The sequence below is a fragment of the Paraburkholderia sp. SUR17 genome, assembly GCF_029536165.1.
Classification (GTDB): Bacteria; Pseudomonadota; Gammaproteobacteria; order Burkholderiales; family Burkholderiaceae; genus Paraburkholderia; species Paraburkholderia kururiensis.
On record NZ_CP120508.1, the window covers coordinates 3,006,069 to 3,018,274 of the forward strand.

Here is a 12,206-nt window from a genome sequence, read left to right on the forward strand (position 1 = left end):
TCTCGTGGGACTACACCGGCGCGCTCGTCCTCGACCATTACACGAGCGGCAAAACTTCAATCCGGACAGGACGCTGGACGCCGGTCACTAACGATTTGGCGTCGATTTGGCGTTGCAATGCATCCGCAATGGCCACGACCTTGGCACCGGACGCCACGATCAAAATCCCTTTCTGCAGACGCTATGCGGCTCACCACGAGAAACGAGTCTGCTTACGGTGCGACGGCAAGTTCCGATAGCGCCATCGCCATTGGCCGTGCCGCGCTCGCGCAGAACGGTCAGGCAGTGTCGATCGGCGTAGCCAACACGGCATCCGGAAATGGCGCAGTCGCCATCGGCGACCCAAACGTCGCAACCGGTACAGGCGCGGTCGCCCTGGGCGCCAATTCCGTGGCGAACGAGGCGAACACGGTCTCTGTCGGGTCCACCGGAAACACGCGCCGCATCACGAACGTGTCGCCGGGCGCCAATCCGATTGACGCCGTGAACGTGCAGCAATTGACCGGCGTGCAAAGCAGCGTCAACTCCGTTGCTCGGGCAGCCTACACCGGGATCGCTGCAGCCACGGCATTAAGGATGATTCCCGAGGTCGATCCCGGCAAGACGCTGGCGATCGGGATCGGCACCGGCAACTACCACGGCTATAGCGCCGCAGCACTTGGCTTCAGCGCCCGCATTACGGAGAACCTGAAATCAAGGGTGGCGTGAGCGGCGGCTCCGGAGGCTAGACCTACGGGGCAGGTGCCAGCTATCAGTGATAGTTCAGTTGTACCGTGGACCGGGTGAATGATTTGCCCGGCCCGCGATTGACGAAGCCTCCGGCACGCTATTGAAGGCATGGGGCGGTTGGCGCATTCGGCGCCAACCGCCCTTTTCCATTTCCCCATGCAACGGCGCCAAATCCGGACTGGAAAAACAAAAGCCCCGCAAGTCGCTTGAACTTGCAGGGCTTTCTGTTGAATCCTGGCGGAAAGGGTGGGATTCGAACCCACGATACGGTATAACCGTATACCGGATTTCGAGTCCGGCGCATTCGACCACTCTGCCACCTTTCCGGGATGGATGACTTCACATGCAACGCGCCTTGGAAGGCGCTGAAACCACGTGAAATCGTGCGAGTTTGACTCGGCTTTTGACTTCTCACCAAGCGGGTCGCTGCTTGGCGAAGCGAAGATTATAGAACAGCCGATACGGCTTTCCAAGTTTTTTTTGCGGAACGCGCGTATCAGCCATCCATCCAACGAGCCAGCAAACCATCAAGCGGTTCTCATCTGAGACAACCCGTCAGGCCGCTGCCTCGATACGTTCGAGTCCGCCCAGATACGGGCGCAGCACGGCCGGCACCGTCACCGATCCATCGGCATTCTGGAAGTTCTCCAGCACGGCCACGAGCGTGCGCCCCACGGCGAGCCCGGACCCGTTCAGCGTATGCACGAGTTCCGGCTTGCCCTGCGCATTCCGGTAGCGAGCCTGCATGCGACGCGCCTGGAAAGACTCGGTGTTCGAGCAGCTCGAAATTTCGCGATACGTGTTCTGCGCCGGCAACCACACTTCGAGGTCGTAGGTCTTGGCCGCGGAGAAACCCATGTCGCCCGTGCACAGCGTAATCACGCGATAAGGCAGTTCGAGCTTCTGCAGGATCGTCTCCGCATGCCCGACCATCTGCTCCAGCGCGTCGTAGGACGCTTCGGGCGCCACGATCTGCACCATCTCGACCTTGTCGAATTGGTGCTGGCGGATCATGCCGCGCGTGTCGCGGCCATACGAACCCGCTTCCGAACGAAAGCACGGCGAATGGGCCGTTAGCTTGATCGGCAGCGCGCTCCCTTCGACAATGCTCTCGCGCACCGTATTCGTCAGCGAAATTTCGGACGTCGAAATCAGGTACTGCGTCACGACGTTCTCGCCGCCGCCCTTCTCCACGCGGAACATGTCGTCCGCGAATTTGGGCAACTGGCCGGTGCCGTAGAGAATCTCAGGGTTGACGATGTACGGCGTATAGATTTCCGTATAGCCGTGCTGCTGCGTGTGCGTGTCGATCATGAACTGGGCAAGCGCACGATGCAGTCGCGCAATCGGACCGCGCAGCATCGTAAAGCGCGCGCCCGAGAGCTTCGCGCCGGTCTCGAAGTCGAGACCGAGCGGCGTGCCCACGTCCACGTGATCCTTCACCGTGAACTCGAACTGGCGCGGCGCGCCCCAGCGGCGCACTTCCACGTTGTCGTTTTCGTCCTTGCCCGCCGGCACACTTTCATGCGGCAGATTCGGCACGCCCAGCATCAGATCGGAGAGACGCTTCTGGATCTCGTCGAGCTGCGCCGCCGACGTCTTCATCTCGTCGCCAATGCCGCCCACTTCCGCCATCACCGCCGACGTGTCCTCGCCGCGGCCCTTCATCGCGCCGATCTGCTTCGACAGGCTGTTGCGGCGCGCCTGCAGTTCTTCGGTGCGGGTCTGGATGGCGCGGCGCTCCGCTTCGAGTGCGGAGAACGCCGCCACGTCGAGGGAATAGCCGCGGTCGGCGAGGCGTTTCGCAACGCCATCGAGGTCTTTGCGCAGCAGCTGGATGTCGAGCATGGGGAGAACGGAGTTTCGTTGTGTGAAAGACGGATTTTAGCGCACCGGCCAGGTCTGCCGGCGCGTGGACGTGTCGCGGGAAGGCAGCCGGCGGTGCCCGGCCGCAAGGGTCATCCCTTCTTCGTCTTGTGCTCGCTGCGCCATTGCGCGTCGAGTTCCGAGAGCCGCGCGAGCTTCTCGCCGATCTTGCCTTCGAGGCCGCGCGGCGTCGGCATATACCAGTGCGGCTCGCGCATGCCGTCGGGCAAGTAGGTTTCGCCGGCCGCATAGGCATCCGGCTCGTCGTGCGCGTAGCGGTACTCGTGGCCGTAGCCCAGTTCCTTCATCAGCTTGGTCGGCGCGTTGCGCAGATGGACGGGCACCGCCCGCGACTGGTCCTTGCCGACGAAGCGGCGCGCCTCGTTGTACGCCATGTACCCCGCGTTCGACTTCGGCGCAACCGCGAGATAGATGATGGCTTGCGCCAGCGCCAGTTCGCCTTCGGGCGTACCAAGCCGCTCATAGGTTTCGGCGGCGTCGAGCGCGATGCGCGCCGCGCGCGGGTCGGCAAGGCCGATGTCCTCCCAGGCCATGCGCACGATGCGGCGCGCGAGGTAACGCGGGTCCGCGCCGCCGTCGAGCATGCGGCAGAACCAGTACAACGCACCGTCCGGGTTGCTGCCGCGCACCGACTTGTGCAGCGCGCTGATCTGGTCGTAGAACGCGTCGCCGCCCTTATCGAAGCGGCGCAGGTTTTCGGCGAGCGCGCTGCCGAGCAGCGCGCCGTCGATCTCGGTTGTCTTCTGTTGCGCCGCCGCCCGCGCCACGATTTCGAGGTTGTTGAGCAGCTTGCGGCCGTCGCCGTCCGCGGAGGCAATCAGCACGTTGCGTGCCTCGTCGGTGAACGTAAGGCCGCCGAGTTCGCGTTGCGCGCGATCGAGCAGTTCGCGCTGCTCATCGTCGTCGAGGCTCTTCAGGACGTACACCGCGGCACGCGAAAGCAGCGCGCTGTTCACTTCGAACGACGGGTTCTCCGTGGTCGCGCCGACGAACACGAACAGCCCCGACTCCACGTGCGGCAGGAATGCGTCCTGCTGGCTCTTGTTGAAGCGATGTACCTCGTCGACGAACACGAGCGTCTGGTGCCCATGCGCGCGGTGCATCTGTGCCGTCTCCACCGCCTCGCGAATGTCCTTGACGCCCGAGAGCACGGCGGAGAGCGCGATGAACTCCGCATGAAACGCATCCGCCATGAGCCGCGCGAGCGTCGTCTTGCCGACGCCGGGCGGTCCCCACAGGATCATCGAATGCGCCTCGCCCGATTCGAACGCGACGCGCAGCGGCTTGTTCGGACCGAGCAGATGTTTCTGTCCGATCACTTCGTCGATAGTGCGCGGGCGCAGTCGCTCGGCAAGCGGTACGTTGGCGCGGGTTTCTTCAAACATGGCGATTTCGCGATAATGTCGGCTTTGTGGGTCGCCTTTCAGGCGGCAGGCGCTGGCCATCGCCGCACTTTGCCGTGTAGTTCGGGCAAGGCGGCATGAGGCGGCACAGCAGTCCGACGGTTCAACGGTGCCGCGCGATACCGCAGCGGCCCGTCCGAAACGGGGTAGTTCTGCATTATGACAGCCGGCGCCCAGGGGCGACGGGCGGGACAGCGGCAAGCGCGCTTGCGAAAGCATGCTTCGCGCGCCGGGATGACGGATCGCAGGTCACAACAAGGCCCATTCCCGCCGAGCACCGTCGCAGACAACCGCAGATGTCTTGCCGTCCCGGGCAAATGGCTACGAATCACCGCAAAGCAATGAACCCGCGACCCTTCGTGGTCGCCACGATACGCAAACAGATCGACAGACAGGGAACGTTCTCGATGGCACAAGACCCGCTCGCCGGCAACGCCGGCCCCACCTACGCGCCGCTCACGCCGGTGCCCGATGCACGCCGCCAGTTCCGCACCGGCGACGCCTTCGCACTATGGTTCTCGCTCGGCATCGGGCTCCTGGTGGCTCAGGCCGGCGCGCTGCTCGTGCCGGGGCTCTCGCTGCCGCTAGCGTTTGTCGCCATCGCCGTGGGCAGCGCGGTCGGCGTCGTACTGCTCGCACTCGCCGGCGTAATCGGCACCGACACCGGCCTTGCCGCGATGTCGTCGCTGCGGCCCACGCTGGGCGTGCGCGGCGCCTCGGTGCCCGCCGTGATCAACGCCGTGCAACTCGTGGGCTGGGGCGCCTTCGAGATCATCGTCATGCGCGATTCCGCCGACGCGCTCGCGAGGCAATCCTTCGGCTTCTCGTCGCCGCTCGTCTGGACGCTCGTCTTCGGTCTGCTCGCCACGCTGCTCGCGGTGAGCGGCCCGCTCTCGTTCGTGCGGCGCTTCCTGCGCACGTGGGGACTCTGGCTGCTGCTGGCCGGCGCGGGCTGGCTCACGTGGAGCGTGCTCGCGCGACACGATCTCGCCGCGCTGCTCGCCCGGCCCGGCACGGGCGAGATGCCGCTCGGCAGCGCCATCGACCTCGTCGTCGCCATGCCGTTGTCGTGGCTGCCGCTGATTGCCGACTACACGCGCTTTGGCCGGCGCGCGGGCGAAACCTTCCGCGGCACGCTGATCGGCTACGGCATTGCGAACGTCTGGTTCTACGTACTCGGCGCGATCTACGGACTCGCCGCCGGCGGCGGCGACGCGCTGCTCACCACGGCGCTGGCCCAGGCGGGCGGCGGCATTGCGCTCTTGCTGGTGTTGATCGACGAAGCGGACAACGCGTTCGCCGACATCCATTCGGCCGCCGTCTCGACCGGCACGCTGTGGGCGCGCGGCAGCATTCCGCTGCTGTCGGCCGCGTTCGGGGCGCTTTGCACGTTGATCGCGCTCGTCGTGCCAATGGCGCGTTACGAAAACTTCCTGCTGCTGATCGGCTCGGTGTTCGCGCCGCTCTTCGGCATGGTGCTCGCCGATCACTTCGTGGTGCGCAGACGGCGCATCAACGCTGCCGCGCTCTCAGATTCCCGCGGCCGCTATGGCTACTCGGGCGGCTGGCATCTGAGCGCGTTCGTGGCGTGGGCCGCAGGCATCGCCGCCTATCACGCGATCAACCAGTGGCTGCCGAACGTGGGCGCCACGCTGCCGGCGTTCGCGGCCGGCGCGCTCTGCTATCTGGTGCTGGCCGGCGTGCGGCGGCAGGCGTTCGCCTAGGAATCCACCGCACGCAGCGACGTAGCAGCGCAGGGGCGCAGGACGATCAACCGTTGATGACGTCCGCGCCCTTCGGCACGTTGAACTTGAACTGATCCGCCGGCAGCGGCGGATTCTTCTGGATGTTCGAGAACGTGAGCAGCGTCACGTTGCCGAACACGTCGTGCAGCTCCATGGCTTCGAGGTTGCCGTCGCGAAAGCCTATGCCCACGCGCTGGAACTGCGTGTCCTTCGACTTCGGAATCAGCTCGAGCCAGTCGATACCGGCCTTCACGCCCGCGTCGTGCAGCGTGAAATTTTTCTCCAGATCGTTGCTGCCGAACAGGATGGCCGCCGGACTCGCGCCCAACGCGCCACCCAGCTTGCGCACCGTGACCTGGTTCAGGTCCTTGTCGTAGACGTAGAGGTTGTCGCCGTCGGCCTCCAGCAGTTGCTCATAGGGCTTCTGGTATTCCCAGATGAACTTGCCCGGCCGCGCGAACATGAACGTGCCGCTCGACGTGCCGCCCATGCGCGAAGCCGTGGAGAGCGTGCCGCTCGCGCCCTGCGCGTTGCTCGGCGCCTTCACCTCCTTCTGCACGAACACGCCGCGCGCCGAATGCACCTGCGCGACGAATTGCTTGAGCTGCTCCGTGCCGCTTGCAAAGGCATGCGAGGCGACGAGCAGCGACGCGCCCACCGCCAGATTGCCCGCTACGCGAGGCAGCGCGCGAAGCAGCGCAAGGCTGCGGTGAAACGCTGCCCGCTCAAACGTTGACCGGCGGACGGCGCCGCCGTGACTGGAATCGGCACCGGACGATGCGTGATGCTGCATGTGACTCTCCGTGTTGAAACTGGAACGAGGCAAGAAATTGAGGGTGGCAGAGACGAGGCGAGGCGGATCGCAGCGAAGGCCGTCGGCGCTCATTCGGTCTCGCGCGAGGGCACGAGAATTTCGCGGTTGCCGTTGGACGACATCGCCGACACGAGCCCCGACTGCTCCATCTGCTCCAAGAGCCGCGCCGCGCGGTTGTAGCCGATGCGCAGATGGCGCTGCACGAGCGAGATGGACGCGCGGCGGTTTTTGATCACCACCTCCACCGCCTGGTCGTAAAGCGGGTCGGACTCGCCGCTTGAGCCGCCTGCCGCGCCGGCTCCCTCGCCGGCCGAGCCTTCGTCGCCCTCGCCCGCGAGGCCGCCTTCGAGCAGGCCGTCGATGTAATTCGGCTCGCCGTGCTCCTTGAGCTTTTCCACCACGCGGTGGACTTCCTCGTCGGAAACGAATGCGCCGTGCACGCGCACCGGCAGGCCGGTGCCGGGCGGCAGGTAGAGCATGTCGCCCATGCCCAGCAGCGACTCGGCGCCCTGCTGGTCGAGAATGGTGCGCGAGTCGATCTTCGAGGACACCTGGAACGCGATGCGCGTCGGCACGTTGGCCTTGATGAGCCCCGTGATCACGTCCACGGACGGACGCTGCGTCGCCAGAATCAGATGGATGCCCGCTGCGCGCGCCTTTTGCGCGATCCGCGCGATGAGTTCTTCGACTTTCTTGCCGACCACCATCATGAGGTCGGCCAGTTCGTCGATCACGACGACAATGTGCGGCAGCTTCGCGAGCGGCTCGGGTTCGTCGGGCGTGAGGCTGAACGGATTCGGAATCTTCTCTTCGCGCTTCGTCGCTTCGTCGATCTTGTTGTTGTAGCCCGCCAGATTACGCACGCCCAGCTTGCTCATGAGCTTGTAGCGGCGCTCCATCTCGGCCACGGTCCAGTTGAGCGCGTTGCCGGCCTGGCGCATGTCGGTGACCACGGGACACAGCAGATGCGGAATGCCTTCGTAGACGCTCATTTCGAGCATCTTCGGGTCGATCAGGATCATGCGGACCTGCTCGGCGGTCGCCTTGTAGAGCAGCGAGAGAATCATCGCGTTGATCCCCACGGACTTGCCCGAGCCGGTCGTGCCCGCCACGAGCAGGTGCGGCATCTTGGCGAGGTCCGCGCACACGGGCTTGCCGCTGATGTCTTTGCCGAGGCCCATCGTCAGCATGGAAGGCGCATCGCCGTACACGCTCGAGCCGAGAATCTCGGAGAGGCGCACCGTTTGCCGGCGCTGGTTCGGCAGTTCGAGCGCCATGTAGTTCTTGCCGGGAATCGTTTCGACCACGCGGATCGACACGAGCGAGAGCGAGCGCGCCAGATCCTTCGCCAGATTGACGATCTGGCTGCCCTTCACGCCCACCGCCGGCTCGATCTCATAGCGCGTCACCACGGGCCCGGGGTAGGCCGCCACGACGCTCACGTCGACGCCGAAATCCTTGAGCTTCTTTTCAATCAGACGCGACGTGAATTCGAGCGTGTCCGGAGAAATGGTTTCCTGCGAGGCGGGCGGCGGATCGAGCAGCGCGATGGGCGGCAGCGTGGAGTCGCCCGGCAGGTCGGTGAAGAGCGGCACCTGGCGCTCCTTCTCCACGCGTTCCGAGCGTTGCGGCGCGACAGGCGGCACGATGGTGACCGGCTCGTGCTCTTCGATCTTCACGCGGCTCTGTTCGACCTTGCCTTCGCGCTTCACGGCCGCGGCCTCGCCGAGCTTGCGGTCGCGGCCCGCTTCGCGGCGCAGCTTCGCGAGCGTGACGGCCGAGATGATCGAGTCACCCACCTTCTCGGCCACCGAAAGCCACGAGAAGCGGAAATACAGCGAAAGACCGACGGCGAGCAGCACCAGCAAAGCCAGCGTGCCGCCCGTGAAACCGAGTGCGTGCGACACGCCACGCGCCACGGCTTCGCCGATCACGCCGCCGGGCGCGCGCGGCAGTTGCACCTTGAGCGACCACATGCGCAGCGCCTCGATGCCGTCGCAGGCGAGCAGCACCACGACGAACGCCACGGCCTCCGCCAGCCAGCCATGGTCGCGCAGCGCATCGTCTTCGATCGCTTCACGCGTGATGCGCCGGTAGTTGGCCGAAATACGCCGGGCGAGCAGCACAACCCACCAGTAAGCGGACAAGCCAAAGAGCAGCAGCAGGATGTCCGAGGTCCACGCGCCGACGCGGCCCGCCCAGTTCGAGATGTGGTCCACCTGAGCGGCATGTGTCCAGCTCGGATCGCGCCGGCTATAGCTGACAAGCGCCATCAGCAGGAAAACGCCGAGCGCGACCTGCAAAATCCAGCGGATTTCGGTGAAAAGACGCGACATGCGATGCGGCAATGCCTGCGCATTCGTCGCGTTGGTGGCGGTCGTCGAATAGGGAGTTTTGGCCATTGATCCTGGTGGTGCTGATCCTTCATGCAACCGCGGCGCGGGCGTGTGCGCCCGCTACGGCCGGGCAGCCATGGTGACGCTGGGTGCCCGTTTTGCGATCCGGGCTATTGTAAACGCGTTGCAGGGGCCGGGGCTGTAAATGACGGTAACGGCGGCCCGCACGACCGCCTGCGACGCCATGTCGCCGCGGGCCGCTCTCGAATGCCACCTCATGCGCCCTTATTGGGCCGCCGTTGCGCCCGGCGCTATCGCCGCGATCGGAAAGCTTCATGAAGCGGCACCCGGCCCCCACCTTTATAATCGCGGTCTGATACCCAATTGATGTAACACCTGCCGCTGTGCCGGCGCGCCCACGCGCCGGGCGTCCGAAGTGGTCTCACAGGCCGCACGGAGCGCGCATTTACCCGAATCTCGTTACGGATTTCGATCATGTCATCACGCAAACACGCCAAAGTCCTGATTCTCGGTTCCGGCCCGGCCGGCTATACGGCCGCCGTCTATGCGGCGCGCGCGAATCTCTCGCCGCTGCTCATCACCGGACTCGCGCAGGGCGGCCAGCTGATGACCACGACCGACGTCGAAAACTGGCCGGCCGACCCGAACGGCGTGCAGGGCCCCGAACTGATGCAACGCTTTCTCGAACACGCGGAGCGGTTCAACACCGAAATCGTGTTCGATCACATCCACACGGCCAAGCTGGACGAGAAGCCGATCCGCCTGATCGGCGACTCGGGCGAATACACGTGCGACGCGCTCATCATCGCCACCGGCGCCTCCGCGCAGTATCTCGGCCTGCCTTCGGAAGAGGCGTTCATGGGCCGCGGCGTATCGGCCTGCGCAACGTGTGACGGCTTCTTCTACCGGCAGCAGCACGTCGCCGTGGTGGGCGGCGGCAATACGGCGGTCGAGGAAGCGCTCTACCTCGCCGGCATCGCGAAGAAGGTCACGGTGATCCACCGCCGCGACAAGTTCCGCGCGGAGCCGATCCTGATCGACCGCCTGCTGGAGAAGGAAAAGGAAGGCGTGGTCGAGATCAAGTGGAACCACGTGCTGGACGAAGTGAAAGGCGACGACTCGGGCGTGAGCGGCCTGCGGATCAAGCATGTCCAGACCGGCGAGACGACCGACGTCGATCTGCAAGGCCTCTTCGTCGCGATCGGCCACAAGCCGAACACCGACATCTTCGCAGGCCAGCTCGAGATGAAGAACGGCTACATCATCACGAACGGCGGCCTGAACGGCAACGCAACGGGCACGAGCGTGCCGGGCGTGTTCGCCGCGGGCGACGTGCAGGACCACGTGTACCGCCAGGCGATCACGAGCGCGGGCACGGGCTGCATGGCCGCGCTCGACGCCCAGCGCTACCTCGAAAGCATCCACGAAGTGAGCGCGCCGCACGTGATGAGCCAGGAAGCGGACCGCTGAAGCGGGCACGGGCCCGGCGCGGGCTGCCGGGCTGCCGGGCTGCGCAAGCTGTCTGCCGCCGGGTCGCTAGAATAGCGTCCTGGGTGTGAAAACAGGCGGCCGGTGCATCGAATAAGGGCCGCAGGCGGATCGCCGCGGCCCTTATCCATTCTGCGCGGCCGCCGATCTCGGCCGCATTGCGCCGCACCGCTTTCGCACCATCGAAGCACCCGACAGCACAGCACGTCGTTTTATCGCCTCAGTTATTCGCAGCTATTCGCAGTTCGTCACCGCCATGCCGAAAAACGTCCCTCATCCGGGCGAGCCGAAGCGCCCGCGCGCCACGGCGCAGCAAGCCGCGCCCAACGCAGCGCCGGCCGCACCCGCGGCACCCGCACCTCAGGCGGCGGCCGGACTGGCCGGCCTCGGCGCATTGCGCGACGCCCTGAAGGCCGACGCCGCGCGCCGTGAACGCGAGCGGACGGCCGCCGCGCAGGCACGCCGCGAAGCCGCGGCAGACGCGGACCTGTTCCGCCGCGAGATCGGCGCCGTATCGCCGCTCGCCGCTGCCGCGCGCGCACCGCGCACCGTCGCGCCGCCCGTGCCGCTGCCCTTGCAAACACAGCGCGACGAACAAGCCGTGCTGCACGAAGCCATTTCCGACGAATTCGACCCCGAAGCCCTGCTCGATACCGACGACACGCTCTACTACCACCGCCCCGGCATCAGTGCCGAGGTCGTGCGCAAGCTGCGGCGCGGCGCGTGGATCGTGCAGGCGCAACTCGACCTGCACGGCATGCGCCGCGACGAGGCGCGCGAGGCGCTGCAGACGTTCATCCGCGAATCCGTGAAGCGCGGCCTGCGCTGCCTGCGGGTGATCCACGGCAAGGGGCTTGGTTCGGTGGGCAAGGAGCCGGTCCTGAAGGGCAAGGTCCGCACGTGGCTCGTGCAGAAAGAGGAGGTGATCGCCTTCTGCGAGGCTCGGGGCCACGACGGTGGATCGGGCGCCGTGCTCGTTCTGCTGCAACCGCAGCTCGCAAGCCCGCAAAGCGCCGCGATCAAACCCGGATTCGAGCCTTGAGCCGGGCCCTCATTCAGGCCTCGAATCAAGCCACGAATCAGGCGTCGGCCCGAGCCTCGAATCCAGCCGCCACGGAGCACCGGTGATTCATCCGCGCCTCACGCTCGCGCTCTCCCTCATGGAAGCGCTCGCCATCTTCGCCTACGCCATCTCGGGCCTGATCGAGGCGCGCAAGCGTCGGCTCGACGCCGTCGGCATGTTCCTCGTCGCGATGGCGAGCGCGTTCGGCGGCGGCACCGTGCGCGACGTGCTGCTGGAGCGCCGGCCGTTCTACTGGGTCGAGCATCAGGACTACGTCATCGCAATCTTCGTGCTCTCGCTCTTTGCGCCGTTGCTGCTCAAGTGGGCCACGCGGCTGATTTCGGAGCGCATGCTGCTCGTGGCCGACGCCATCGGTCTCGGGCTCTTCAGCATTTCGGGAACGTCGCTCGCAATCGACGCCCAGTTGCCCTGGTTCACCTGCGTGATGATGGGCGTGGTGACGGGTGTCTTCGGCGGCGTACTGCGCGACGTGCTCTGCAACGACGTGCCGTTGATCCTGCGCGACTCGCGGCCCTATGCGACCTGTGCGTTCGCGGGCTGTTGCCTCTACGTGCTGCTCGCAAGAAGCAGCTTCGACAACGTCTATAGCGTACTGATCGCGACCGCCTTCATTCTGCTGGCGCGGCTCATCACGTTCCGGCTCGACGTGCGGCTGCCGCATTGAGCCGCGCGCGTTTCACACGAATACGGCGCCCCAAA

Annotated in this window: 9 protein-coding genes and 1 tRNA gene; 5 read left to right on the forward strand and 5 right to left on the reverse strand. The window is 65.7% G+C overall.

The genetic code is table 11. The features are described from left to right. Positions 1-183 precede the first annotated feature (183 nt). Positions 184-708 (forward strand): YadA-like family protein, encoded by a 525-nt coding sequence (locus P2869_RS13300; RefSeq protein ID WP_346833729.1) that lies wholly within the window; start codon positions 184-186, stop codon positions 706-708. Between the two features lie 256 nt (positions 709-964). Here P2869_RS13300 and P2869_RS13305 read toward each other — a convergent pair. From P2869_RS13305 to P2869_RS13315, 3 genes are all read right to left on the reverse strand, one after another. Further along, a tRNA-Ser gene (locus tag P2869_RS13305) sits at positions 965-1,055 on the reverse strand. Between the two features lie 229 nt (positions 1,056-1,284). Further along, positions 1,285-2,577, reverse strand: coding sequence for a serine--tRNA ligase (gene serS / locus P2869_RS13310; protein ID WP_277596729.1), 1,293 nt, complete (start codon positions 2,575-2,577; stop codon positions 1,285-1,287). 110 nt (positions 2,578-2,687) lie between these two features. Then, on the reverse strand, positions 2,688-4,001 hold the full coding sequence (locus P2869_RS13315) for a replication-associated recombination protein A (RefSeq protein ID WP_277596730.1): 1,314 nt from the start codon (positions 3,999-4,001) through the stop codon (positions 2,688-2,690). Between the two features lie 425 nt (positions 4,002-4,426). Between P2869_RS13315 and cytX the strand changes: the two genes are divergently transcribed. Continuing rightward, positions 4,427-5,743 carry a putative hydroxymethylpyrimidine transporter CytX gene (gene cytX, locus P2869_RS13320; RefSeq protein WP_277598140.1) on the forward strand — a complete coding sequence of 439 codons (1,317 nt, stop codon included), beginning with the start codon at positions 4,427-4,429 and terminating at the stop codon, positions 5,741-5,743. 46 nt (positions 5,744-5,789) lie between these two features. On the opposite strand, the gene lolA is transcribed toward cytX, so the two are convergent. Both lolA and P2869_RS13330 read right to left on the reverse strand, forming a co-directional pair. Further along, positions 5,790-6,557, reverse strand: a complete 768-nt coding sequence (gene lolA, locus P2869_RS13325; RefSeq protein ID WP_233411303.1) for an outer membrane lipoprotein chaperone LolA — start codon at positions 6,555-6,557, stop codon at positions 5,790-5,792. Positions 6,558-6,646: 89 nt separating this feature from the next. Continuing rightward, positions 6,647-8,980 (reverse strand): DNA translocase FtsK, encoded by a 2,334-nt coding sequence (locus P2869_RS13330; protein WP_277596731.1) that lies wholly within the window; start codon positions 8,978-8,980, stop codon positions 6,647-6,649. Positions 8,981-9,409: 429 nt separating this feature from the next. Here P2869_RS13330 and trxB point away from each other — a divergent pair, with 429 nt between their 5' ends. The 3 genes from trxB to P2869_RS13345 all read left to right on the forward strand — a co-directional run bounded on the left by trxB (position 9,410) and on the right by P2869_RS13345 (position 12,171). Further along, entirely contained in the window at positions 9,410-10,405 is a 996-nt protein-coding gene (gene trxB / locus P2869_RS13335) for a thioredoxin-disulfide reductase (protein WP_277596732.1), read from the forward strand. A 274-nt stretch (positions 10,406-10,679) separates the two neighbouring features. Next, positions 10,680-11,465, forward strand: a complete 786-nt coding sequence (locus P2869_RS13340; RefSeq protein WP_277596733.1) for a Smr/MutS family protein — start codon at positions 10,680-10,682, stop codon at positions 11,463-11,465. 85 nt (positions 11,466-11,550) lie between these two features. Next, the gene (locus P2869_RS13345; protein ID WP_026121375.1) at positions 11,551-12,171 is read left to right on the forward strand and encodes a trimeric intracellular cation channel family protein; all 621 of its coding nucleotides are present in this window, start codon (positions 11,551-11,553) and stop codon (positions 12,169-12,171) included. Positions 12,172-12,206: the final 35 nt, after the last annotated feature.

Coding starts and splice junctions, on each gene's coding strand:
- P2869_RS13300 (WP_346833729.1), top strand. CDS start 184: ATGCGGCTCACCACGAGAAACGAGTCTGCTTACGGTGCGACGGCAAGT.
- serS (WP_277596729.1), bottom strand. CDS start 2,577: ATGCTCGACATCCAGCTGCTGCGCAAAGACCTCGATGGCGTTGCGAAA.
- P2869_RS13315 (WP_277596730.1), bottom strand. CDS start 4,001: ATGTTTGAAGAAACCCGCGCCAACGTACCGCTTGCCGAGCGACTGCGC.
- cytX (WP_277598140.1), top strand. CDS start 4,427: ATGGCACAAGACCCGCTCGCCGGCAACGCCGGCCCCACCTACGCGCCG.
- lolA (WP_233411303.1), bottom strand. CDS start 6,557: ATGCAGCATCACGCATCGTCCGGTGCCGATTCCAGTCACGGCGGCGCC.
- P2869_RS13330 (WP_277596731.1), bottom strand. CDS start 8,980: ATGGCCAAAACTCCCTATTCGACGACCGCCACCAACGCGACGAATGCG.
- trxB (WP_277596732.1), top strand. CDS start 9,410: ATGTCATCACGCAAACACGCCAAAGTCCTGATTCTCGGTTCCGGCCCG.
- P2869_RS13340 (WP_277596733.1), top strand. CDS start 10,680: ATGCCGAAAAACGTCCCTCATCCGGGCGAGCCGAAGCGCCCGCGCGCC.